Annotated in this window: 24 protein-coding genes; 4 read left to right on the top strand and 20 right to left on the bottom strand. The window is 65.9% G+C overall.

The annotated features are described in order from the left end of the window. Nucleotides 1-120 precede the first annotated feature (120 nt). The 3 genes from HL671_RS16780 to HL671_RS16770 form a co-directional block, all read right to left on the bottom strand. Nucleotides 121-2,406 carry a CHASE3 domain-containing protein gene (locus HL671_RS16780; RefSeq protein ID WP_012044288.1) on the bottom strand — a complete coding sequence of 762 codons (2,286 nt, stop codon included), beginning with the start codon at nt 2,404-2,406 and terminating at the stop codon, nt 121-123. 24 nt (nt 2,407-2,430) lie between these two features. Continuing rightward, nucleotides 2,431-2,814: a hypothetical protein gene (locus HL671_RS16775; protein WP_172237059.1), complete on the bottom strand. Its 384-nt coding sequence runs from the start codon at nt 2,812-2,814 to the stop codon at nt 2,431-2,433. Nucleotides 2,815-2,896: 82 nt separating this feature from the next. Continuing rightward, nucleotides 2,897-3,607 carry a BA14K family protein gene (locus HL671_RS16770; RefSeq protein WP_172237058.1) on the bottom strand — a complete coding sequence of 237 codons (711 nt, stop codon included), beginning with the start codon at nt 3,605-3,607 and terminating at the stop codon, nt 2,897-2,899. A 154-nt stretch (nt 3,608-3,761) separates the two neighbouring features. On the opposite strand from HL671_RS16770, the gene HL671_RS16765 reads away from it, so the two are divergent. Continuing rightward, the gene (locus HL671_RS16765) at nt 3,762-4,172 is read left to right on the top strand and encodes an NADH:ubiquinone oxidoreductase subunit NDUFA12 (protein ID WP_012044286.1); all 411 of its coding nucleotides are present in this window, start codon (nt 3,762-3,764) and stop codon (nt 4,170-4,172) included. An 88-nt stretch (nt 4,173-4,260) separates the two neighbouring features. On the opposite strand, the gene HL671_RS16760 is transcribed toward HL671_RS16765, so the two are convergent. Next, the gene (locus HL671_RS16760) at nt 4,261-4,959 is read right to left on the bottom strand and encodes a DJ-1/PfpI family protein (RefSeq protein ID WP_172237057.1); all 699 of its coding nucleotides are present in this window, start codon (nt 4,957-4,959) and stop codon (nt 4,261-4,263) included. 111 nt (nt 4,960-5,070) lie between these two features. Between HL671_RS16760 and HL671_RS16755 the strand changes: the two genes are divergently transcribed. Both HL671_RS16755 and HL671_RS16750 read left to right on the top strand, forming a co-directional pair. Beyond that, a complete protein-coding gene (locus tag HL671_RS16755) occupies nt 5,071-6,009 on the top strand; it encodes a GlxA family transcriptional regulator (RefSeq protein WP_172237056.1) in 939 nt (312 codons plus the stop codon). A 30-nt stretch (nt 6,010-6,039) separates the two neighbouring features. Continuing rightward, nucleotides 6,040-6,312, top strand: a complete 273-nt coding sequence (locus HL671_RS16750) for a protein-tyrosine phosphatase family protein (protein WP_172237055.1) — start codon at nt 6,040-6,042, stop codon at nt 6,310-6,312. 50 nt (nt 6,313-6,362) lie between these two features. On the opposite strand, the gene HL671_RS16745 is transcribed toward HL671_RS16750, so the two are convergent. The 6 genes from HL671_RS16745 to HL671_RS16720 form a co-directional block, all read right to left on the bottom strand. Then, complete coding sequence (locus HL671_RS16745; RefSeq protein WP_172237054.1) at nt 6,363-7,373, bottom strand: Na+-dependent transporter; 1,011 nt, start codon at nt 7,371-7,373, stop codon at nt 6,363-6,365. Between the two features lie 129 nt (nt 7,374-7,502). Then, nucleotides 7,503-8,567, bottom strand: a complete 1,065-nt coding sequence (locus HL671_RS16740; protein WP_012044281.1) for a ketopantoate reductase family protein — start codon at nt 8,565-8,567, stop codon at nt 7,503-7,505. Between the two features lie 238 nt (nt 8,568-8,805). Then, nucleotides 8,806-9,417, bottom strand: a complete 612-nt coding sequence (locus tag HL671_RS16735) for a YitT family protein (protein ID WP_172237053.1) — start codon at nt 9,415-9,417, stop codon at nt 8,806-8,808. A gap of 27 nt (nt 9,418-9,444) precedes the next feature. After that, nucleotides 9,445-10,611 (bottom strand): amino acid aminotransferase, encoded by a 1,167-nt coding sequence (locus tag HL671_RS16730; protein WP_012044279.1) that lies wholly within the window; start codon nt 10,609-10,611, stop codon nt 9,445-9,447. 202 nt (nt 10,612-10,813) lie between these two features. Further along, complete coding sequence (locus tag HL671_RS16725; RefSeq protein WP_012044278.1) at nt 10,814-11,776, bottom strand: alpha/beta hydrolase; 963 nt, start codon at nt 11,774-11,776, stop codon at nt 10,814-10,816. 46 nt (nt 11,777-11,822) lie between these two features. Further along, nucleotides 11,823-12,596: an SDR family NAD(P)-dependent oxidoreductase gene (locus HL671_RS16720; protein ID WP_172237052.1), complete on the bottom strand. Its 774-nt coding sequence runs from the start codon at nt 12,594-12,596 to the stop codon at nt 11,823-11,825. Between the two features lie 241 nt (nt 12,597-12,837). On the opposite strand from HL671_RS16720, the gene HL671_RS16715 reads away from it, so the two are divergent. After that, complete coding sequence (locus HL671_RS16715; RefSeq protein ID WP_172237051.1) at nt 12,838-13,824, top strand: DUF2155 domain-containing protein; 987 nt, start codon at nt 12,838-12,840, stop codon at nt 13,822-13,824. Nucleotides 13,825-13,860: 36 nt separating this feature from the next. On the opposite strand, the gene aat is transcribed toward HL671_RS16715, so the two are convergent. The 10 genes from aat to tcuA form a co-directional block, all read right to left on the bottom strand. Beyond that, nucleotides 13,861-14,541 carry a leucyl/phenylalanyl-tRNA--protein transferase gene (gene aat / locus HL671_RS16710; protein WP_012044275.1) on the bottom strand — a complete coding sequence of 227 codons (681 nt, stop codon included), beginning with the start codon at nt 14,539-14,541 and terminating at the stop codon, nt 13,861-13,863. A gap of 72 nt (nt 14,542-14,613) precedes the next feature. Then, complete coding sequence (locus tag HL671_RS16705) at nt 14,614-15,702, bottom strand: sensor histidine kinase (protein ID WP_172237050.1); 1,089 nt, start codon at nt 15,700-15,702, stop codon at nt 14,614-14,616. Continuing rightward, the gene (locus HL671_RS16700; RefSeq protein WP_172237049.1) at nt 15,699-16,136 is read right to left on the bottom strand and encodes a response regulator; all 438 of its coding nucleotides are present in this window, start codon (nt 16,134-16,136) and stop codon (nt 15,699-15,701) included. The genes HL671_RS16705 and HL671_RS16700 overlap by 4 nt, the downstream gene beginning before the upstream one ends. Beyond that, on the bottom strand, nt 16,133-17,653 hold the full coding sequence (locus HL671_RS16695; protein WP_172237048.1) for a sensor histidine kinase: 1,521 nt from the start codon (nt 17,651-17,653) through the stop codon (nt 16,133-16,135). The genes HL671_RS16700 and HL671_RS16695 overlap by 4 nt, the downstream gene beginning before the upstream one ends. Before the next feature lie 118 nt (nt 17,654-17,771). Beyond that, nucleotides 17,772-19,121: an acetyl-CoA carboxylase biotin carboxylase subunit gene (accC, locus tag HL671_RS16690; RefSeq protein ID WP_012044271.1), complete on the bottom strand. Its 1,350-nt coding sequence runs from the start codon at nt 19,119-19,121 to the stop codon at nt 17,772-17,774. Nucleotides 19,122-19,205: 84 nt separating this feature from the next. Further along, nucleotides 19,206-19,691: an acetyl-CoA carboxylase biotin carboxyl carrier protein gene (accB, locus tag HL671_RS16685; protein ID WP_172237047.1), complete on the bottom strand. Its 486-nt coding sequence runs from the start codon at nt 19,689-19,691 to the stop codon at nt 19,206-19,208. Between the two features lie 42 nt (nt 19,692-19,733). After that, nucleotides 19,734-20,225 carry a type II 3-dehydroquinate dehydratase gene (aroQ, locus tag HL671_RS16680; RefSeq protein ID WP_172237046.1) on the bottom strand — a complete coding sequence of 164 codons (492 nt, stop codon included), beginning with the start codon at nt 20,223-20,225 and terminating at the stop codon, nt 19,734-19,736. 248 nt (nt 20,226-20,473) lie between these two features. Continuing rightward, nucleotides 20,474-21,217, bottom strand: coding sequence for a DUF1236 domain-containing protein (locus tag HL671_RS16675; RefSeq protein WP_172237045.1), 744 nt, complete (start codon nt 21,215-21,217; stop codon nt 20,474-20,476). 189 nt (nt 21,218-21,406) lie between these two features. Further along, nucleotides 21,407-22,525: a tricarballylate utilization 4Fe-4S protein TcuB gene (gene tcuB, locus HL671_RS16670; protein ID WP_172237044.1), complete on the bottom strand. Its 1,119-nt coding sequence runs from the start codon at nt 22,523-22,525 to the stop codon at nt 21,407-21,409. After that, nucleotides 22,515-23,927 carry an FAD-dependent tricarballylate dehydrogenase TcuA gene (gene tcuA / locus HL671_RS16665; RefSeq protein WP_172237043.1) on the bottom strand — a complete coding sequence of 471 codons (1,413 nt, stop codon included), beginning with the start codon at nt 23,925-23,927 and terminating at the stop codon, nt 22,515-22,517. Before tcuA ends, tcuB begins: the two co-directional genes overlap by 11 nt. Nucleotides 23,928-24,028 lie beyond the last annotated feature (101 nt).

The raw sequence follows: 24,028 nt of genomic DNA, 5'->3' as shown, positions 1-24,028 counted from the left end.
GAATGACAATTCCTAAGCAATATATGGCGCTCTGCCAATTCTTCTTTGCGGTTCCATGCCGATTATCCAGAGCCCGCGCCGATCTGGCGCGACGTCAATTCGCAGCGTGCTGGCCGGGCATCAGCCGGCGAGAGCGCCGCCGACGGCGGCGGGCGGTCCGGCATCCGCGCCCGACAGCAGCGCCAGGCGGACCATCTGCGCGAGCTCGGATTTGCGATAGGGCTTGGTGAGAAGCAGCGCGTCCTGATCGAGGCCGCCATGCTCGATCATGGCGTTATCCGTGTAGCCCGACGTGTAGAGAACCTTCATGCCGGGACGTTGCCGCAGCGTCTCCTCGGCGAGCTCCTTGCCGTTGACGCCACCGGGCATGATGACGTCGGTGAAGAGAAGGTCGAAGGTCTGCCCGGCCTCGATCTTCGCCAGGGCTTCGACTCCGGTCGATGCCGTGATGGTCCGGTAGCCCAGGCTCTGCAGTTGCGCCACCACGAAATCCTGCACCAGCGGATCGTCCTCGACGATGAAAATCGTTTCGGTGCCGCGGGGCGGCGGCGGATCAGGCGCCGTCGGGGCTGCGGGTTGCCCCTTGGGTGCGGGAATATAGAGCCGGATCGTGGTGCCCTTGCCTTCCTCGCTATAGATCTTGATGTGCCCACCGGATTGCTTGACGAAGCCATAGACCATGCTGAGCCCGAGGCCTGAGCCCTTGCCGGCCTCCTTGGTCGTGAAGAACGGCTCGAACGCGCGATCTCGGACCTCCGTCGACATGCCGGTGCCGGTATCGCTGACGGCGACCATGACATAGGCGCCGGGCTCCACGCCGGCATTGGCGGCGGCATAGGCGGCGTCGAGCACGACCCGGCGCGATTCCAGCAGCAGCTTGCCGCCATTGGGCATCGCATCGCGGGCGTTGATGGCCATGTTGACGAGTGAGTTGGCAAGCTGCGCCGAATCGATATGAGCGATCAGCTCTTCCTCATCGAGGATCGAGTTGATTTCGATCTGCTCACCGAGGGTCGGTCGCAGCAGCTTGGCGATGTCGAGGATCGTGCTGTTCACGTCGCTGTCGCGCGGATGCAGCGGCTGCTTGCGTGCGAAGGCGAGGAGATGCCGGATCAGCTCGGTGCAGCGGTCTGCGGCTTGGCCGATCAGGGCTGCGGTGGCGGCGGCAGCTGGGCGGTCTTGAACCTCTTCGGCGAGGGTTTCGATCGTGCCGGTGATGATCGTGAGCATGTTGTTGAAATCATGCGCGACACCGCCCGTGAGCTTGCCGATCGCGTCGAGCTTCTGCGCCTGATACAGCAATCGCTCGGTCTCATGCGCCATCGTGATGTCGTGATAGACCATCGCCGCCCCGGTGATGGCGCCGGCGGCGTCACGCAACGGCCGGCCGCTCACCATCAACCGCAAGAACTCGTCGCGCTCTTGCAGATGGACGATCAGTTCGCGACGGTCAAATGCCTCGCCGCGCAGGGCGCGCGGCGTCGGCAGGTCATGACCTGCGATTTGCGTCACGCCGTCGCTTTCATAGACGCGAAGCCGGGCTCGAACTTCGGACAGCTTCCTGCCGGGACGGTAGCCGAGCAGACGCTCCACGGCGGGGTTCGAGAATACGACCGTGTCGGCGGAATCGATCACCAGCACGCCCTCGGCCATGCTGTTGAAGGTGCTTTGCAGGATCTCGGCGGAATGGCGCAGCTTCTCATGCGCCGCCATCAGATCGCGGTGCTGTTCCTCGGCCTTCTCGGCCAGCGAGACGGCTTCGGCCTCGGAACGGAGCAGGGAGGCGCGGAGCGTGCGGTCGTCCTGATAGGTGCGTCGGATGAGGTATCCAGCGATGAGCAGGAGCACCGCAAGCCCGCACAGGTCGATCGCCAGCAGCAGGGAGCCGGTCGCTTTGGAGGTCGCCGTCCGCTGCGCCAGGAGCTGACGCTGTTCGGCAACGAAGCGATCGAGATTGGCCGTGATCCTGGCCATGATGGCCGGGCCTTCGGCGCGACTGCCAAGCGCGTCGAGCCCGGAGCGATCCGATGCCGCGCGCAGACGGATCAATTCGGCGGCGAGATCAATCCTCCGGTCGATCAGCGCGGCCGTCTCGGCAAACAGGTTCCTCGCGGAGGGACTGTCCGCCGCGCTTCGCTGCAGATCGGACAAAGCCGTGGGAATTTGGGCCCTGACGTCGTTGAACTCGGTGTTGAACTGCTCCGCGCCGGTGAGCCCGAAGCCGCGTGAGGACGCCTCCACCTCGCGCAGGAGCAACCGCAGATCGGATGCCTTCTGCAGAACGTTGAGCGATGAATCGACCCAGGCTGCGTCATGGCGCGACTTGATGTCGAGCGCCGTCGATGCCGCTCCGATCGCAAGCAGAGTTCCCAGCCCGAGCCCCAATGCGAGGCGATGGCCGATCATCCGGTGCGCCCGGTCAGCGACATATCAACCCGGAGGGTGGTCGAATGCCACTGGCGCCTCTTCCGGGCAGCAGGGTGGAGTTGATGTTCGATGCAGCGATGACGTCTTGGCAAGGTGCGCCTCCTTGATGGAAAGTCCGGGCGCGTTCGACGGCGATAGGCGCAAACGCTGAATCGCCGCGGGTGAGAAGGCGCGGGACGGCAGAAACAGTCTGTGCATCGGCAGCAGAGCGATACCCTTGCGAGCAGCCCATTCCCTGAGGAAAGAAGAATCAAGGCCGAATTGGATATTGGACCTGTTCGCTGAATTCATCTGCACGCCGGACGGCACAATGTGGAAATTTCGTTCAAAATCAATCTGCGACGTGGCGGCCTGGACACACAACGCGTAACGATGAGGCACGAACAACTATGAGGCACTTCTACACGCGACAAGGCGGCGGGTGATTACCCCGCCGCCTTGTTAGAGCAGTGCCGTCATTGCCGGACGCTTACGGACAGGGATGACGCAGACCGTCATAGCCCAGATAGGTGCCCGACGCAGGATCGTAAGATCGATAGCGCCGCGCGCAGTAGCTGGGGTCGACGCCTTCCGTCCCGACGACGGCGACAGGCGCAGAGTCGTCATAATAGGAATAGTCGTTGTAGTAGTCCGATCCGTAATAATACGGGTCGTTGTAGTAGGCATAGGAGCCGCCCAGCGCGCCGCCGATGAAGGCGCCCGTTGCTACGCCCGGCCAGAAGCCGCCGCCGCGATGATGCCAGCCACCGCCATGTCCGCCATGCCAGTTGCCTCCGCCGCCATGCCAATTGCCGCCGTTCCAACCGCCACGGCCGCCACCGCCATTGTTGATGGCGACGTTCGCGCCAGCCGCCGGACCACGGCCGGCAAAGACGTTGGCGCCGCCTGCTGCGGCCCGGCCGGCAAAACCGCCGCCGCCCATGCCGCCGGGCCCTGGACCCGCCGAGAAGCCGCGACCGCCACCGCCGATCGCTCCACCACCGCCGCCCATGGCCCCACGGCCGCCACCGCCGCCCATGGCGCCGCCGCCACCACCTCCGCCGCCGATGGCTGCGCCGCCGCCCGCACCGCCGGCGTGACCGCCCGGACCTGGGCCTTGCGCAAAGCTCGTGCTTGCTGCCGCCAGCGGCAGGATCAGCGCCACGGCCGCCGCGGCGCTCAATGTCTTCAGGTTCGTCATCGGTGTCGCTCCATCAGGGGAAAAGGATCTAACCGCAGCCGGAGAATGTGGTTCCCCCGGCTGAACCGGCCGGATCGCCGCGGCCGGCAACACTGGACAAGTGGCGGGCGCGGTGGCATCAGAGCCGTGATCTTCACAACACCGGCCCGCGCGCATGAAACAGTTCTTCCTGAAGCTCTTCACGTGGTGGAACGGCCAGACGTTCGGCACGCAGCTGTGGACCTGGCGGTTCGGCGAACTCGTGGGCCAGGACGGGCAGGGGAACCGCTATTACCGAACGGCCGGCGGCAAGATCGATCCGGTCCTGCATTTCGAGCGCCGCTGGGTGATCTATAACGGCCTCGCGGAAGCCAGCCGCATCCCCCCGGAATGGCACGCCTGGATGCACCACATGGTCGACGTGCCGCCCACCGAGGACGGCTACAAGCCGCGCGAGTGGGAGAAGCCGCACCAGCCCAATTTGACCGGCACGCCGCTCGCCTATCGTCCCGCGGGATCGACCCTGGCCAGCGGTCGCCGCCCGAAGGCCACCGGAGACTATCAGCCCTGGACGCCCGGCAGCTGATTCGCTGCAGCCGCTGACCGTGGAATTCAACCCGACCGTCCGGACCTCCGGGCGGTCTTTTCTTGTGGGCAACCTCGAGCGTTCGGCGCTAGCCTGCGGTCCTCGCGAGCCGGCTGGCTGCGCGTTCGGCTGCCTCGACGCGACGCGTCCGGAATGGCGCGATCCGTTCAAGCATCCGTGACAGCACCTCGGGTGGCGCCGTGTCCGGCGAACCAGCCGAGAAGGGCGGCGCTGGATTGTATTCGAGGCGGAGTTGGATGGCTTCGGCCGTCGGCCGGTCGAGCAGTTGCGACACGACCGTCAGCGCGAAATCGATGCCGGCGGTGACGCCGCCGCCGGTGATGCGGTTGCGATCGATGCACACCCGCTCGGTGCTGACCGTGGCTCCGAACAATGCGAGGCACTCGCGCGCGCTCCAATGGGTCGCGGCGCGATAGCCGTCGAGCAGGCCCGCGGCGCCAAGCGCCAGCGAGCCGGTGCATACCGAGGTGATGTAGCTGGCGCCGGCGGCCTGGCGGCGAATGAAGCCGATCACCTCGTCGTCGTTGAGAATGGCGTCCACGCCGAAGCCGCCGGGGATGCAGATGATATCGCTCTGCGGACAGTCCGCGAAGGTCGTGGTCGGCAGCAGCGTGAGCACGGAATCGGTGGGCACTGGCGCGATCGTTTTCCAGGCCAGATGCAGCGTCGCGCCGGGCACGCTGGAGAACACCTGCACGGGACCGGTGAGATCGAGCTGCGTCACATGCGGGAAGAGGACAAAGGCAATGGAAAGCGGTTCGGCCATGGCTGCGCTCGCTGCGATCGGGGTTGACGGTGATCATCCTGCATGATCCGCTCTCTGGCTCATATGCCTAAGTTCCCTCGTTTCCAGACATGGCGGCCGCGGAGCTCCCAGATGATCGGCGTCCTGATCTTTCCGAATTTCCAGTTGCTCGATGCCGCCGGGCCGATCTCGGTGTTCGAGATCGCCGCGCGCTATGCGCGCGTTGTCCCGGCGCTCCGGGTGATCGCGGCGGAGCCGGGGCCGGTGCGCTCCTCGTCGGGCGCCGAGATGCTGGCGCGCAAGTTCGGCCCGGCGTCGGCGCTCTCGACATTGCTGATTGCCGGCGGCGACGGCGTGGAGGCGGCGAGCCGCAGTTCCTGCACGATCAATTTCGTCCGGAAGGTCGCGCAACGCGGCACCCGCATCGCGAGCGTCTGTTCCGGAGCGTTCGTGCTGGCCGAAGCGGGCCTGCTCGACGGCCGGCGCGCCACCACGCATTGGCAGCGAACGCGGCAGTTCCTGCGCAGCTATCCGAATGTAAGGCTGGAGCCGGACAGCATCTATGTTCGCGACGGCCAGGTGTGGAGCTCGGCCGGGATCACGGCGGGCATCGACCTCGCGCTGGCGATGGTGGCCGAGGATCACGGCGAGGAGATCGCCCAGAAGACGGCACGTCAGCTCGTGCTGTATCACCGCCGCAGCGGCGGCCAATCGCAATTCTCCTCGCTGCTCGAACTGAAAGCGCCGAGCGGCCGCTTTGCCGATCTCCTGACCTGGGCACGCGAGCATCTCGATGCGCCCCTGACCGTCGATGATCTCGCCGAGCGTGCCGGCATGAGCACACGGCATTTCACCCGCGCCTTCGTCGCCGAGACCGGCACCACGCCCTCCAAGGCGATCGAACGCCTGCGTCTCGAGGTCGCGCGCGATCGCGTTCAGGCCTCGCACCAGCCGATCGAACGGGTCGCCGAAGCCACGGGCTTTCGCGATCCCGAGCGGATGCGCCGGGCGTTCATTCGCGCTTTCGGCCAGCCGCCGCAGGCGTTGCGGCGGGCGGCGAGGGCGGGATAGTCTTGCGCTGTCGATCGCGGAGATGGCGTGATGGCCGGCAATTCCATGGGGTTTGGGATCATCTTTCCATCCCCTTATGTGATCGAGCTGTCGAAGCTGCGACAGCAACTCGAGCAGGCGCATCTCGCCTGGGCCATCGAATGGAAGCGGCAGCAGCAGGCGTTCGTGATCGAGAACATCCGCTTCGCGCATGATCCGCGCTGGAACGAGCGTGTCTTCAGCTTGCAGGCGGCGCGTGACGGCAAGACCTGGGTGTGGCGGGCGACCCGTATCGTCCTGACCTGCAGTGGATTGTCGGTCTGAACAGGGGCGTCTGCGGAAGAGATTTGCGGCAGACGATCAGCTCACACAGCTCATTTCCGCGCTGGACTGACCAGGTCCTGATCGCCGTCGACGGTTGACGGCGGCTTGCGCAGCCGTTCGGCGAACGGCCGCAGCAGCTGTGGCGCGAGGTGGATCGGAAACTGACTCATCGCGAAATACAGCCAGGTGGTGCCCGGGATCGCGCCTTCGGTCGCCGCCAGCATCAGCCCCATGTTGCGCAGTGAGACCATCATGCCCAGCGCCATCGCGCGTTCGCGGCCACAGCGGCGGAACAGCAGCATCGTGGTCCCGAGCAGCAGGAAGAACACAGCGAAGGCGAGGACTGCGAGGCCAAGCATGCGCAACGGAGTTGCGACGAGGTCGGCCAGCACATGGGCCATGATCGCGGACGCGAACACGAACAGGATGCAGATGTTGAAGCCGTCGATCGGCGCGCGATGGCGGCGCACTGCTGCCAAGCCGAAGGCCAGGCGGATGAGCGTGGCGACGACGCCCGCGCCGGCGAGGATGCCGGCGAGCTTCAGCCCGAGCGTTGCGGGTGACAGCGCCAGCGTCTGGCCCAGGAAGACATAGGCGAAGAACGGGGCCGTCAGCGGCACCAGCGCGGTCGAGGTCACCAGCGTGATCAGCACCAGCGTCGCGTCCAGCCCCATCAGGGCGGCGAGCGCGGGCGAGGCCATCATCGGCGAGGCGGTCGCCTGCAGCATCAAGGCGAGGTGCAGGTCGGGCGTGCCGGCCTCCACCCCGGTGACGCGCGTGAGCATGCCGACCAGAAGCGGCACGGCGATGGTGGTCCAGGCGGTCGCGGACAGCACCAGCAGCGGCCGGCGCAGATGCGCGCGCAGCATCGCGACGTCGACGCGCATGAAGGAGATGCAGAGCAAGAGGAAGATCGCTTCGGTGACGTAGGGCCGCAGCAGCTCGCCAAGCGGCGGCACCGCGATTGCGGCCAAGAGCACGGCGACGATCGCGCGCGTGCCCTGATTGCCGAGCCAGCTCAGGGCCTGCAGCGGAACAGCGAGTGGCCCGGAATATGGCATCGGATGTCCGACCGATCTGAATCAAAGAACGCGCGAACCATGAAGTGGCCGCGCGCTCCTGCAAAGTCACATCTCTTTACCGATGATGACCGACGACGGCGCCCTGATCGATCGGGCGTCGGCTCTGCGCTATTGCGCCGTCGAGCCGCCCACCACGATCTTTTCGTTGAGCTTGAAATCGACGGTCTGCACCGTCTGGTCGATCTCGGCGCTGGGCATGCCGAGCTGCTGGGCGATCAGCTTCACCAGCAGGTCGACGCGCTCGATGAACGGCGCGCCGGCGGCCACGGCCCGCGCAGCCGAGGACGGCTTCAGCAGGCTCTCGGCCGCCTTGGCGTACTTCTCGAACGGCACCTGGTCGCTCGGATCGGCGCCGAGCTTGCGCGCGATCGCGTCGACATGCTCGTAGATCGCCTTCGAGCGGGCGAGGTCGCCGTGCACGGCATCGCGGATCGCCTGCGGCTCGCCGCGGGTGATGCAGCGGTAGTTGCCGGTCAGCAGCATCGACCATTTCGCCAGCGGAACGAACAGCGAGTCGAACACTTTCAGCTTCACCGGCACGTCATGGCCGTCGAGCGTCACCGCGTCGATATCGCGCTCCAGCTCGCGCAGCAGCGCGGTATGCTTGTCGTCCGCGAAGGCAGCCGCCTTGAAATTGGTCGGCAGGCCGACATGCAGCACGTTGGCAGCTTCCTCCGGCGGGCGGAAGGCCTGCGGATCCGGCGAGCACAAGGTCACGAGGCCCGGCGTGAAGCGCTCCCACACCGCGGCGTTGGTATAGGCCTCGTCGAGATCGCTGTTGGCCAGCGCCGGAATGCGCTTCAGATAGGGCAGCGGCGGCATGTTCATGATCGACAGGCAAGGCAGCTTCGCCTCGGCGATCTTGACCATCAGCATGCGGATCGTGTGGTTGGTGTATTGCGGCTCCTGCATCGCAAGGCCGACGAGGTCGTAGCGCGACAGATCGACTTGATCCGGCGAGGCGGCGTCGAGCTTGCCGGGCAGATCGCGCGAGAAGATCGAGCGATGCGCCGGTTCGTCGCGCAGCTTGATGCGGACCTCGGTACCCTCGCGATTGATCAGCTCGGCGGTCTTCTTGCGGCAGACCAGCGTGACATTGTGGCCGGCCATCAACAGCTTGGTGCCCAGCAGGGAGCCGTAGGAGGCCCCGAGGATCAGAATATTGCGTGCCATACCTTGGTCTCCCCAGAGATTGGTTTTGCGTGCGAGATTTTTTTATTGGCGGCCAGTCGCACCGAAGACTCCGTCGGACGCTCCGAGGAGCGGACGGAGGCGGCAAAGCCTTGCCTCGGCTGCTGGCATACCAGAGCTTCATCACATGGAATGAGCCGTCTGGCAAGTGCAGCGCACCAGAAGCGGGGCGGTGCGGTGGTTCTCCAGGTGGGACTTGGACAGGCGAAGGCCGGTCGCTTCAGCTCAGCGCCATATAACGGCCGGGCTTGTGATTGATCGCGATGATGATGTTCACGATCACGATCCCCAGGATCGACAGCGCCAGCCTGTTCGCCGGGATGACGAAGAACGCGCCGAGCATGATCAGGGTGTCGACCGCGAGCTGGAAATAGCCCGCGCGGATCTTCCAATGCTCCTGCAGATAGAGCGCCAGGATGTTGATGCCGCCGAGGCCGGTGCGATGGCGGAACAGCATGAGCAGCCCGGTCCCGGTGAGGCCTGCCCCGATCACCGTGGCATAGACCGGGTCGATATGGCTGATGTCGATCCAGCCTGTTGTCAGGCGCGAGAACACCGCGACAAGGCCGACGGCGACGAAGGTGCGGATCGTGAACGGCCAGCCCATGCGCTTGATCGCCAGCACATAGAAGGGCAGGTTGAGCAGGAAGAAGCTGATCCCGAACCCGTAGCCGGTGACGTAGCTCAGCAGCAATGACAGGCCGGCGGTGCTGCCCACCAGCAGCACCGTCTTGCTGTAGATCAGCATGCCCAGCGAGACGAACAGCGTGCCCAAGGTCAGCGCCATCACGTCTTCATAGAGCTTGTGACGCTCCTGCACCACCTCAGCCACGCCGTCGGTCCTCTGTCTGCAGCGAGGTCAGAGCGCCTTGAACAGTCCGGCGACGCGCGCCACGTCCGCAAGCTTCAGGCCGGCGATGTTGATCCGGCCGGAGGTCGGCATGTAGACGCCGTGCTTCTCGCGAAGGGCCATGACGTCAGCCGGCGTCACTGGCAGCAACGAGAACATGCCTTCCTGCCGGCCGATGGCCAGGGAGTTCGACCAGCGGTCGCCCAGCGCGTCGGCGAATGCGCGTCGCAGCGTGGCCAGACGTTGCCGCATGGAGTCGAGCTCGCTGCGCCAGTCGTCGTAGAGGTCCGGCGTGCCCAGGATCGTCTTCACGATGGCCGAACCATGGTCCGGCGGCATCGAATAGCTGGTGCGGGCGATGGCGACGAGGTTGGAGCGCGCGGTATCGGCTGCGGCCTGTGCGGCAGCGACGGCGTAGAGCGCGCCGGTGCGCTCACGATAGAGACCGAAGGATTTCGAGCAGGACACCGCGATGAGCGCTTCGGGGATGGCTGCGATCATCGCCCGCAAGCCGGCGACATCGCCGTCGAAGCCGGCGCCGAAACCCTGATAGGCGGAATCGATCAGCGGCACGAGACCCCGCGCGGCGATCACGGCGGTGACGCGCGCCCAATCCTCGGCGCCGAGCGGGGCCCCCGTCGGATTGTGACAGGACGCATGCAGCAGGACCGCATCGCCGGGCTCGGCGCGCTGGAGCGCCTCGATCATGCTGTCGAGCTGCAAGCTCTGCGACGGGACGTCGAAATAGGGATAGGTTTCGATCTTGAGCCCGGCGGCGGCGAAAATGCCGGCATGGTTCGGCCAGCTCGGCAGTCCAAGCCAGATCTTGCCGGTGCCGGCCTGGCGGATCAGATCGGCAGCCAGCCGCAATGCGCCGGAGCCGCCGGGGGTCTGCACGCCGGCAGCATGCACCGGCGAGGCGGTGCCGCCGACCATGGTCCAGAGCAGGTCGAGGTAGGTCTGGTCGCCTTCCGGCGCCACATAGGCCTTGCTGCTCTGGCTTTCCCAGATCAGCCGCTCGGCGGCCTTCACGGCGCGGAAGATCGGGGAATGGCCGGCTTCGTCGCGATAGACGCCGACGCCGAGATCGACCTTGTCGGCCCGCGGATCGGCTTTGAAGATGCCGATCAAAGCGAGCAGGGGATCGTCGGGCTGGCGGCTCAGGCGTTCGAACATCGGGGCAATCCTGTCGGAGTAGGGCCCACCGGCCAGCCATGGGCCGTCCTCGCGGGCGACGGGACACTATCTTGGTTGCGGCGCAATAACAGCGGAAATTTCGGTGAGGCTCGGTTTCGTCCGGCGCATGGAAGCTGTCCTTGCCCGTCCGGACGCTTCGCGCGGTCGCGAGGCGTCCGGTGGAAGCTCGGCCGGAGGCCGCTCAGATGCCGCTGGGCCGATCCAGCTGCTTCAGCCAGGCGCCGATGTCGCGCGCCGCGACATTGGCCTGGTCGAGCAGCTTGCCCATGGTGAAGAAGCCGTGGAATTGGCCGGGATGCGTCCGGTGCGTCACCGGCACGCCGGCCTCGCGCAACCGCCGCGCATAATCGTCGCCTTCATCGCGCAGCGGATCGGCGCCGGCGGTCAGCACGTAAGCGGGCGGCAGGCCGGCCAGCGTCTCGGCCTTGGCCGGCGAGGCGCGCCAATCGTGGATGTCGGCGGCGCTGTTGAGATAATGGTCGCGAAACCAGCGGATGACCGAATGGGTCAGCAGCACGCTGGTCTCGGGCTCGCTGTGCGAGGGATGGTTCATCGAGAAGTCGGTGGCCGGATAGATCAGGACCTGGCCCGACAGCTTCGGCCCCTGGCCATCGCGCGCCGACAGCGCGACCACGGCCGCCAGATTGCCGCCGGCGGAATCGCCGCCAACGCTCAGTCGGGTGTCATCGATGCCGAGCGATGCAGCCTGATCGGCGACCCATCGGGTCGCCGCGACGGCGTCGTCGACCGCGGCGGGAAACTTGTGCTCGGGCGCAAGACGGTAATCGATCGAGACCACGATCAGTTCGCCCTCATGGGCCAGCGCGCGGCAGACCACATCGTGCGAATCCAGATTGCCGATCACCCAGCCGCCGCCATGGAAGAACACCAGCGCCGGTGCGAGGCCGCCATTGTGCCGTATCGTCTTCGGCCGATACAGGCGTGCCGGGATCGCGCCATGGGGGGCGGGGATGGAGAGTTCCTTGACGTCGGCGAGCTCCGGCGGCTCCGGATTGCTCACCACGCGGGCGGCCAGATAATAATCCCGCGCCTCCTGGGGTGTCAGCGTTTCATAGGCCGGGCGGCCGGCCTCCTGAAACGCCTTGTAGACGGCGGCAGCATCGGCATCGAGTTGAACGGGCATGGGCAAGTGACCTATCGCGTTGAATGACGTGGTGGATGACGGGTGTTCAGGCCGCGGTGCGGCCGCCATCGACGGTGTAGGCGGCGCCGGAGACGTAGCTCGCATCGTCGGAGGCGAGGAACGCGACGATGGCGGCGACCTCCGAACCCTGGCCGAGCCGGCGCGCGGGGACGCGATCGACGATTCTGTCGATCGGGACGGGCGCCCCGCTGCGGCCTTCGATGATCGCGCTCAGCATGCGGCTGTCGATCAGGCCGGGACAGATGCAGTTGACGCGCACATTCGTGCCGGTGCATTCCCACGCCGCGCTCTTGGTCAGGCCGATCACGGCGTGCTTGCTGGCGCTGTAGACGGCAATCTGCGGCGAGCCGATCAGGCCGGCAATCGAGGCGGTATTGATGATCGAACCGCGGTTCTGCTGCAGCATCACCGGGAGAACGTGCTTGAGGCCGAGGAACACGCCGACGACATTGACGTCGAGCACGCGGCGGAACGCCTCGAGCGGATAATCGGTGATCGACTTGATCTCGCCCTCGATGCCGGCATTGTTGAAGAACACATCAATGGTTCCGAACTGGTCGCAGGCCCGCCGCACATAGGCCGCCACCTGCGCCTCGTCGGTTACGTCGGCGGCGATTGCGAGGGGCTCGGCGCTGGCGGGCAGGGCCGCGATGGCCGCGTTCAGATCCTGTTCGCGCCGGTCGATGGCGACGATGCGGGCGCCGCGCGCGGCCAGCAGACGCATGGTCGCGGCGCCGATGAGTCCGGCCGCGCCGGTGACGACGGCCACCCTGCCGTCGAGACGAATCGAATCGGTCATTCGTTTCCTTCCTTGCCGGCCGATCGGGACGCGGCCTTGCTGCGTGTTGGTTTCACGCTATCTGTTGGTGGTCCGACTATCTCATTGGATGAACCGGATGACCACCTCGCGGTGCGCTGGTAAGTCGCCCTTTCCCCGCCGTATTCGACATGTTAACGGGAGGGCTGATCGAGAGCGGCGGATGGGTCATGACGCGATTTGATTGTCCCGAACCCCGATTCGCCTGATAAAGCCGCGCGAGATGCACCGAACAATCGTCCTGACCGGTATCGCGGCAATGCTGGCCGCAACGTCCCTCGCGCTGGCCGTGCCTGCACGCGCGCAGATCGGGACTATTTTTTCAGATCCCGTTCCTCGGCCGCCCGGCAACATTCCGCGTCGCGGAGAGCCGATTCCGCCGCCCGAGGAAGAGGAGGAAGTTCCGGAACTGCCGCAGGGCCGCGTTCTGCCGGCACCGACCCGTCCAGCGCCTGGGCCGGGGGCTGCCCTGCCGGGCCCGGTGCAGTCGCAGCCGCTGGCGCCGCCTCCGGGGACGGCCGTGCCCCCGACCAATGCTCCCGTCGCAGTCGCTCCGCCTCCTGGACAGCCCGGCGCGGCGCCGCCGGCCGGCGGCCAGCGGCAGCCGCCGCGCGGTGCGCCCCAGAATGCAGCGGTTCCGCCGAATGGCGCCGTGCCGCAGACGCCGGCGACCCTGCAGCCGGGCGACGAGGTCGTGACCGAGCCGCCGGCGCAGAAGATCGTGAATAAGAAGGCGAGCTTCTCGGGCCTGGACAAGATCACCGGGCGCATCATCAATTTCGACGAGGATGTCGGCGAGACGGTGCAGTTCGGCGCATTACGGGTGAAGACCGACGCCTGCTACACGCGTCCGGCCACTGAGGCCGCGAACACCGACGCCTTCGTGCAGGTCGATGAGATCACCCTGCAGGGTGAGGTGAAACGCATCTTCTCGGGATGGATGTTCGCCGCGAGCCCGGGCCTGCACGGTGTCGAACATCCCATTTACGACATCTGGCTGGTCGACTGCAAAGAGCCGCAGACGACCGTCGTGAGCGCCGCACCCGACCAGAAGCCGGCGGCGCAGCAGCCGGCCCAGAAGCGGCCGCCGCAGCAGCGCCAAGCTGCCCCGCGGCCGCAGGCACCGCCGCAGCAGTATCAGACGCAGCAGATGCCGCCTCCGCCCCCGCCGCCTCAGGCGGGGGGACCGTTCGGCGGTGTGTTCAGATAGCGCCTGTTCAGATCGCGCCTGTTGCGATGGCGGGGCTCAATGGCGCTCGGCAATGATGGCGAGCGCCTCCGTGCCTGAGATCGGCTGGTCAATGGAGAGCCGCGTGAAATTGGCCGCGGGCCCGGTCAGCGCCTTTTCCAGCAGGCCCGTATAGCGGCGGCGGGGAATCTCCACCGCGCCGAATGTCTTGAGATGCTCGGTGACGTATTGCGTGTCGAGCAACTCGAAGCCGCCTGCGATCAGCCGCGCGACAAGATGCACTAGCGCGACCTTCGAGGCGTCGCGGGCGCGGTGAAACATGCTTTCGCCGAAGAAGGCGCGGCCCAGGCTGACGCCATAGAGCCCGCCCACCAGGTCGCCGTCCTGCCAGCATTCGACGCTGTGGCAATGGCCGAGCGCGTAAAGGCCGCTATAGAGCTCGCGGATGCGCCGGTTGATCCAGGTGTCCTCGCGCCCGGGCTGCGGCTCGGCGCAGCCGTCCATGACCGCCGTGAAGGCCTGGTTGACGGTCACCGTGAAGGCGTCCGACCGCACCGTCCGCGCCAGACGCGACGACACCCGGAAACCTGTCAAGGGAATGACGCCGCGCAGCTCCGGCTCGACCCAGAACAATGACGGGTCGTCGGCGCTTTCGGCCATCGGGAAGATGCCGCAGGCATAGGCACGCAGCAGGACCTCGGGCGTGATCTCGGACGCTGCGGAGTCGCGCGAATTCATGAGAGGACCTTAGCAGGAAGCCGCCGTCGAGGCGATGGTCCGTTGGTCGCGTCCGCTGGTCGCCGGGAGCTGTCAGCCCACCGCGGCCGCCGCCGGCTTGGGAACATCCTTGGTCAGGCGGAACCGGACCAGGATCTTGGTGCCGTCATGGTCCGGATCGGGTGCCACCGTCGCATCGAGCTTGGTGGCCATCGCGCTGACGATGCGCTGGCCCATGCCGGTCGAACGCGGATCGCTGGTGGCGTTGAGGCCGACGCCATTGTCGGCGATCGAGAGCAGAACGTCGTCGTTCGCGAGCTTCAACTCGACGTGGATCGGGCCGGGCCCGTCGGGATAGGCGTATTTGACCGCGTTCATCACCAGCTCGTTGACGACGATGCCGATGGCGACCGCCCGATCCGAGTCGATCTCGACCGGCTCCGCCTTCAACGTCAGGCGCGACATGCGATTGCCCTCGGCCGAGCGGCGGAGGTCGTCGAGCAAGGCGTCCAGATACTGGTTGAGCAGCACGCTCTTGAGATCGTGCGAGGTGTAGAGCCGGCGGTGGACCTGGGCGACCGCGGCGACACGGCCCATGGCATTGGTGAGCGCGGCCTTCACGTCCTCCTGCGAGCTCGAATTGGCCTGCAGGTGCAACAGCGAGGCGATGATCTGCAGGGAGTTGCCGACGCGGTGGTTGACCTCGGGCAGCAGCACCTCGCGCTCGGCGGCCAAGGCCGCGTAGCGGTCGCGCGAGGCGCGCACTTCGGCCTCGGCCTCGTCGCGGGCCTTCTGCAGCCGCGCCTGCCGCAGCGCGCCTTCGGCAGCGACCTGGAGCAGGGGAACGAATTCGCCCTGGAGATCCTTGACGAGGTAGTCGGCGGCCCCGGCCTTGAGCGCGGTCACGGCGATCTTGGAATCCTGGGAGGCCGTGACGAACACCACGGGAGGCGCTTCGGGCAGCGCCATGATCCGCTCCAGCGTCTCCAGGCCATCGAGGCCCGGCATGTACTGGTCCAGCGCGACGACGTCGATCCCACCGTGCTGGATCCGTTCGAGGCCCGCGGCGCCATCAGGCGCGTGCTCGACCGTGAACCCCAGCCGCTTGAGCCCGCGCTCCACCAGCCGCGCCAGGGTGGCGTCGTCGTCGATATAGAGCAGCGTGGGTGCGGCGGAGCTCATACGGCGGGCGGAACCTGGATGACGGAGAAGAACAGACCGAGCTGGCGGATGGCGTTGGCGAAACTCTCGTAATTGACCGGCTTGGTGATGTAGACGTTGCAACCGAGCTCGTAGCAGCGCTTGATCTCCTGCGAGTCGTCTGTGGTGGTGAGGATCACCACGGGAGCGCTCTTCAGGAAGCTATTCTGCTTGACCATCCTGAGGATGTCGATGCCGGTCATGTCCGGCAGGTTCAGATCCAGCAGAATTAACAGGGCCCGGCCCTTATGATCGAGCCCGGTGCCGTCAGCACCAAGCAGATATTTCACGGCGTCTGTACCGTTGGTGAACGGCATGATCTCGTTGTTGACGCCGGAGCGGCGAATGTTCCGCTCGATCAGGCGGGCGTGTCCTTCGTCGTCCTCGATCATGATGATCGTTACGGGCATGGTCATCGGTCTGAGTTCCGGTTTGAGGCATTCCATTTGATCGGAAGCGTGATGGTGAAGGTGCTGCCCTGGTCGAGTTCCGAGGCAACCGACATGGTTCCACCGAGCCGCCGCACCAGCGCGCGCACATGGGCGAGCCCGATTCCCTGGCCCGGACGATCCTGCGTCCCGGCGCGGCGGAACAGGTCAAAGATACGTTGGTGATCCCGGGGATCAATCCCCCGGCCATTGTCGGTGATTTCGAAGATCGCGAAGCCCAGCTTGGTGCGGGCGCGGATGGCGATATCCCCTGGCACTCCCGGCTTCAGATATTTGATCGCGTTGTCGATCAGGTTGGAGAAGATCTGTTCCAGCGCCAAGCGGTCGCTGATGATCGCGGGCAGCGGCTCGATGCGGATGGTCGCCTGCGCTTCTTCTGCCTGATGCGCGAGCGTGGAGACGATCGCCTCGATCAGCTCGCGCGTTTCGATCCGCACCGGAACGAACTCACGTCGTCCTTCGCGGGTCAAATTGAGGATGGCTGAGATCAGCCGGTCCATCTTCGCAATCGAGGATTTGATGAAGCCCAGCGCCTCCGAGAAATCCTCGGAGAGCTGCTTGTCGGCGCCTTCCAGCTCCGGCTCGGCGCCCTCGGCGGGAGGCGGCGAGTCGGATACCGCGCGCGCCAGCGCCGCGATGCGGCGGAAGATGTCGTTGCGCAGCTCGTCGAGCTCGCTGGTGAAGCCCATGATGTTGACCAGCGGCGAGCGCAGATCGTGGCTGACGATGTAGGCGAAACGCTGGATCTCCTCGTTGGCTTCGCGCAGATCCGCGGTGCGCTCGTCGACGGTCGCCTCCAGGTTCAGGTTGCTCTCGCGCAGCTGCGTCTCGGCATCATCGCGGGCGCGGGTGGAGCGGCGCACCAGCAGCACCGAGATGACCGCAAGCACCACAACGAGGGCTGACCCCGTGATGGTGACGATGGCCGCCAATTGCTGGCTGGCATCGGCATTGGCGGTCCGCAAAGCCAGCAGGCGTTCCTCCTCGAGGCGCATCGTCTCGGCGGTGTTGCGCATCATGTTGCTGCTGTCAGTCGATCCGGCATCGCGCACCAGCGCGACGGCGCCGGGGAGGTCGCCGGATGCAACCAGCGCCTTCTCGCGATCGAATTGGGCCAGCCGGCCTTCGATCACGCTGCGCAGTCGGGCGAGATTTTCAACCTGCTTCTGGTTGTCGGCGACGAGCGTGCCCAGCTTGTCGAGCAGCGGCCGGAGCGCCTTCACGGCGGCTTCGTGGTCTTTGAGAAATTCCGGGTTCTGCGTCAGCAGATAGGCGCGCACGCCACTCTCGGCGCGCCGGACCTCGAGCAACAAGGCGTTGATCTGGTTCTCGGCCTCGACGGTGTGCACCACCCAGGCGCTATCCCTGCGGGCCTTGTTGACCAGCAGAACCGACGCCGTGCTGACGGCAACCAGCACCACAAAGCCCGCCGACAACAGCAGGATCTGTCCCAGCGTGCGCCTTCGTCTCACCTCAGGCGCCAATGCCCACTCGCACGTCGTTGGTAATCACTGCCCCCTGGCGGAAAAGTTCCGACCAAGCAGAACGCAACTGCAACGGCTTGGTTCCGCCCTGGACGACAGTTTTTCTGAGCGAAGCCGCTCAGTCCGTCTGCTGGCCGGCCAGGTACTGCTCGAGCCAGTGGATGTGATAATCGCCGTCGATGATGGCGGGCTCCCGAACCAGGGCGCGGAACAGCGGCAGGGTCGTCTCGATACCGTCGACCACCATCTCGTCCAGCGCGCGGCGCAGCCGCATCAGGCACTCGACCCGGCTCTTGCCGTGCACGATCAGCTTGCCGACCAGCGAGTCGTAATAAGGCGGGATCACATAGCCCTGGTAGACGGCGGAATCGATCCGGACGCCGAGACCGCCGGGCGGATGGTATTGCAGGATCTTGCCGGGCGAGGGTCGGAAGGTGACGGGGTTTTCCGCATTGACGCGGCACTCGATGGAGTGGCCGTTGATGACGACCTGATCCTGGGTCATCGGCAGGTCGCCGCCGGCGGCGATGCGGATCTGCTCGAGCACGAGGTCGATCCCGGTGATCATCTCGGTCACGGGATGCTCGACCTGGATGCGGGTGTTCATTTCGATGAAGTAGAACTCGCCATCCTCGTAGAGGAATTCAATGGTGCCGACGCCGATATATTTCAGCTCTTGCATCGCCTTGGCGACGGTGTTGCCGATCTTGGCGCGGGCGGCGGCGTCGAGCACCGGCGAGGGGCCTTCCTCCCAGACCTTCTGGTGGCGGCGCTGCAGCGAGCAGTCGCGCTCGCCGAGATGGATGGCGCCGCCGCGGCCGTCGCCGAGCACCTGGATCTCGATGTGACGCGGCTTCTGCAGATATTTCTCGAGATAGACCGAGGCGTCGCCGAATGCCGATTTGGCCTCATTGGCCGCGGTGGTCAGCGCCAGCTGCAGGTCGGCCTCGGTATGTGCGACCTTCATGCCGCGACCGCCACCGCCGGCGGCGGCCTTGACCAGCACCGGGAAGCCGATCTCCTTGGCGATCGCCATCGCGTCCTGGTCGGGCGTCACGGCTCCGTCGGAGCCCGGCACGACGGGAATGCCGAGCCGCTTCGCGGTCTTCTTGGCCTCGATCTTGTCGCCCATCAGGCGGATGTGCTCCGCCTTCGGCCCGATGAAATGCAGGTTGTGATCGGCCAGAATCTCGGCGAAGCGCGCGTTCTCGGACAGGAAGCCGTAGCCGGGGTGGACGGCGTCGGCGCCCGTGATCTCGCAGGCGGCGAGCAAAGCAGGGATATTGAGATAGCTGTCCTTCGACGGCGGCGGACCGATGCAGACGCTCTCGTCGGCGAGACGGACATGCATGGCATCGGCATCCGCGGTGGAATGCACCGCGACGGTGGAGATGCCGAGCTCCTTGCAGGCCCTGAGGATGCGAAGGGCGATTTCGCCGCGATTGGCGATGAGGATCTTGTCGAACATGGTGTCCTACGAAGCGAATGGCGAATAGCGAGTGGCGAGCAGGGAAGCAGCGACCATTCGCTGCTCGCCATTCGCCACTCGCGCCTACTCGATGATCACCAGCGGCTCGCCGAACTCGACCGGCTGGCCGTCCTCAACCAGAATCTGCGTCACCGTGCCGGCGCGCGGCGACGGGATCTGGTTCATCGTCTTCATGGCTTCGATGATCATCAGCGTCTGACCGACCGAAACCTTGCTGCCGACCTCGACGAACGGCTTGGCGCCGGGTTCCGGCGCCCAATAGGCGGTGCCGACCATCGGCGAGGGCACGACGCCCGGATGCTTGGAGAGATCGGCGCCGGCCGAGGCTGCGCTCGCGGCGGCGGCCACGGGAATGCCGGCCGCGGCGGACGGGACGGCCGATGGAACGGCGGCGGCAATCGTGACGTTGCGGGCGACGCGGATGCGCAGGCCCGCCCGCTCCAGCTCGATCTCGGTCAGGCTGGTTTCATCCAGCAGCGCGGCAAGCTCGCGGATGAGCTGGCTGTCCTGGGATTGAGCGGAGGTCTTGTCGTCGGGCTGGGGCGCCATGATCGTGATCCAGAAACGTTGTGTGACGTGAGGGCGAGGACGTCAGGCTTGCGCCGTGATGTCGGTCTTCGTGTCGGTCGTGGCACCAATCTTTGTAGCCAGGCCAGTGATCGCGAGTCGGTAGCCGTCGATTCCAAAGCCACAAATTGACGCAAACGCGGCCTTGGCCGTGAAAGAATGGTGCCTGAAGCTCTCGCGGGCGTGGATGTTGCTGATATGCACCTCGACCGTCGGGATCTTCACGCCCATGAGCGCGTCATGCAGAGCAATCGAGGTATGGGAATACGCGCCGGCGTTGAGAATGATACCGGCCACGCCCTTGACGCGGGCCTCATGGATGCAATCCACCAGTACGCCTTCGTGGTTCGACTGACGGCACTCGGCCACCAGTCCGAACCGCGTCGCCGTTTCCACGCACAGACGCTCGACATCGGCCAGTGTCGCGTGGCCGTAGGTCTCCGGCTCGCGGGTGCCCAGCAGATTGAGGTTGGGTCCATTGAGGACGTAAATTGTCTTGTGCGGGTCGTCGGCCATTCCCATCCCGGCGGTGTGGCGGCGGTGGCCGGCGTTATAGGTAACAAAGCTGCCAAGGGGAAGCCTTTCGGCGGCCGGGGTGCCCCGGCTCCGGGACTTGCCCGCCCCGCGAAAAAACGGGGATGTCCTGGAAACGGCGCGTTAACCATCGCCGGGCGCCTGCCGCACGTGCCGATTGTGATTGCGCAGCACAAAGGGGCGGGCATTGCTGCCCGCCCCTTTTTTCTCGCCACCTGCCTGGTCGGGGATCAGGTGTCGAGGACTGCAACGATCTCGTGGGTCCGCGGATCGAGCACGATGATCTGCTCACGAACCAGGATGTAGTCATATCCGCGCCATTCCGGATAGATCGTGACCACTTCGGCCGGGAGCGGGTAGAAGTGGACATCCCGCGGCACCCGGGTGCCGACCGAGATGTTGAAGTTGACGTTGGTCACAGGCTCGACCCGCTGGCTGCGGATCACGCTGGTGATCTTGGTGCGCTGCTCGGTCGAGAGCTTGGCACTGGCGCCGGCCTGACCGGTGGTGGTCTGCGAGCGATCGCCGCCCGTCTTGGTCTCGGCATTGGTGCCGGTCTTGCTGTCGCGTCCTTCCGCCTTCATGTTGTTGTCGCGGCCTTCGCGCCCCTCGGCCTTCATGTTCTTGGCGCCGCCTTTATCGCTCTCGGAGCTCGCGCCCTTGGTGGCCGGGCCCTTCATGCCGTCCTCGGCGTGCTGACCCTTGGTCGCGCCGGACTTCTGGTCCGACTGGCTGGAGCGCATGTCAGAGGAGCCGCCGGCCGACGGAGACGCGCTGTCACGGTTCATGGCGCCGCCGCTCGCACCGCCACTGGTTGCGCCACCGGAAGCGCCACCCGTCGCGCCGCCCTGCATCGCCGCGCCGCCGGACTGACCGCCCGCGCCGCCCGCACCACCGGCGCCTTGAGCGTGAGCGAAACTTGCACCGGCCAGAAGCGCAATTGCAGCAACTGATACCATCAAGCGACTAGTCATCCTCAATCCTCCTCAATCATTGGCACTGCCCGCGCCGACAACTGCAGGACATTGGAGTCGTTCCGTGCGTCGCTGATGGTTCCTCAAATTTGTCGCCGCTCGCGACGATATGAATGAATGCTCATCGTCATGAACGTCGCATGACGATGCAAGCGACCTGTGCCGCGCTTGTCCGAGAGTCGTTTGCGATCAGGTCGCGTGTTCGCCGCGCTCAGCGCTATGGCGTTCCCGTGCGTAGCGCACCAGCGCCATGAAGCGATACAGCCCGTGCACGAACTTGCCATAGGGCAGGGTGATGAACAGCGCGAACACGGCGCCGAGATGCAGCGCCAGGAGCACGCCCATGGCGCTCGTCTCGCGCAGCAGAAGCACAGCCAGGCCCGTCACGCCGGTCAGCACGAGCATCGCGAGGAAGGCCACGTCCATGCCACGACTTGCAGGGTCCATCAGCGCAGCGTCACGCTTGCGCTTCGCGGCATAGAGGCCGATCGGTCCGATCATGATCCCCAGGCCGCCGAGCGTGCCGAGCACGACCGGCAGATCCCAGAACGGGTAGGGCGCTTCGCGATGCAGGAGGTAGTGATAGAGCGTTGCGACGCTGGTCGAGGCGAAGCAGAGCAGAAAGCCGTAGAACGTCAGATGGTGATAGAGGCGCCTGTTGTCGTTCGGCCGCTCGTCCTCATTGTAGCAGCCGACACCGCCGCCATCGAGATAGCGCAGGCTGGCCGCGTCGCGCACCGCCTGCAGCAACGGGCGCGGCCGCGCGAGCGTCGAGGCCGGCTCTCCGATGTCGTTCCAGAACGCGCGGGCGCCGTTGACGAATGCGACGACGGACCACAGGAAAGCCGCGCCGAACAGCAGCGCCATCATATTGTGCGGCATCAGTGCGTAGAACGATCCCGGGCCGTGCCGACGGGCAAACAGGGCTGCCGAATCGTTGAGGGCCACGAAGCCGAGGATGAACGCTGCGATGCTGAGCACGGTGATCAGGGCGATCGCGAGGCCGTTGCTTCTGAACAGCGGCGCGAGCGCGCGCGGCCAAGCATAGTCGGCATAGCTCTCGCGCCGCGCCTTGGCGAGCACCGCGGGGACACGGACGTCGAATTCATGCGGCGGCGAGAACTGGCAGTCGACGTAGCAGGCACCGCAGGAATGACAGAGATTGGCGAAATAGTTGAGGTCGCCGCTCGTGAAGGCGCGGCGAATTTCCATTGCGGGAAAAACGGCGCACAGACCCTCGCAATAGCGGCAGGAGTTGCAGATCGTCATCAGGCGATCCGCCTCGGTCAATGTCGCGCTACGCTGCATGTCGTGCTGCTCCCCGCCCGGCGATGCGTCCGAACACGCTGCCGATGGTCATGCCGATTCCGGCGGCATAGCCGCGGCCGAGCACGTTGCCGGCCATCATCTCGCCCGCGGCGTACATGTTGTCGGCCGGACCGCCGCCCTTCATCATCATCCTGGCCTCGTGATCGACGCGCACGCCGAGATAGGTGAAGGTGATGCCGGGGCGCACGGGATAGGCGTAATAGGGCCCGGTATCGATGCGCCGCGCCCAATGCGACTTCGTCGGCGTCAGCCCTTCGGTATGGCAATCATCGAGGATGTCGGGGTTGAACGTGCCGTCGCGCACCGCTGCATTGAATTGCGCGACGGTGGCCGACAGCCTGTCGGGATCAAGGCCGAGCTGGCCGGCGAGCTCGCCGATGCTCGCCGCCGCGACGGCCGGGTAAAGCGAGGGCATGAACAGGTCCGCGGATTTCGAATCGAAGATGATGTACGCGATCTGGTCCGGCTGCGCCGCGACCAGCCGTCCCCAGATCGCGTAGCGCTTCGGCCAGACGTCCTCGCCCTCGTCGTAGAAGCGCTCGGCCTTGTTGTTGACGACGATTCCGAACACGATGCAGTCGAGCCGGGTGATGATGCCGCCATCATATTTCGGCGCCCGTGCATCGATCGCCACGGCGTGGCACTGGGTCGGATCGCCGATGCTGTCGACGCCGGCGCCGAGCAGCAGGTCCAGCACGGTGCCGCGGTTGTTGGGGGTGCCGCGGATCAGGAAGTTGCGGGCGATCTCGCCCCAGCCTTCGACCAGCTTGTCGATGTTGGACTCGAAGCCGCCGGCCGCCGCCACCAGCGCCTTGCCGCGGATCCGGATGCGCCGATCACCGCGCCGGACGATTGCGGCGCAAAAGCGAGCCTGGTCGATGTCGAGCGCGACGACCTCCGACTCGTAGTGCACCTCGACGCCCAGCCGTTCGGCGGTGAGATAGAGGGCGTTGAGCATCGCGCGGCCGCCGCCGAGGAAGAACGAGTTGGTGCGGCCGAGGCTCAGCGTGCCGCCGAGCGAGGGCTGGAAGCGGACACCCTGCTCGACGATCCAGGTGAGCATCTCCTTGGACTCGCGGATCATCATCCGCGCCAATTGCTCGTTGGTCTGGCCTTCGGTGACGCGCAACAGATCGTCCCAGAACTCGTCTTCGGTGTAGGGACCGCTCAATGTCGCCGTCGCGGCATCGTGGGCGCAGCGCATGTTGCGGGTATGGCGGGTGTTTCCGCCGCGATAGAATTTGGATGCCGCCTCGAGCACGATGACGGATGCCCCCGCGCGCCGCGCCGCAATGGCGGCGCAGAGGGCCGCATTGCCGCCGCCTACGACCACGACGTCGTAGACCAGAGAATGGTCGGCGATGTCGCCGTTGCCCGTCATGACGCGATCTCTCTCTGCACCAACTCAACCGGCTCCCATGCGTGCATCGGCAGCAATGACCAAGCGGACCGGTTTGGCCGGTGTCTGGATCAATCCATTTT

The organism is Bradyrhizobium denitrificans (genome assembly GCF_013179005.1).
GTDB lineage: Bacteria > Pseudomonadota > Alphaproteobacteria > Rhizobiales > Xanthobacteraceae > Bradyrhizobium > Bradyrhizobium denitrificans.
This window is presented reverse-complemented; position numbering and strand designations above follow the sequence as displayed.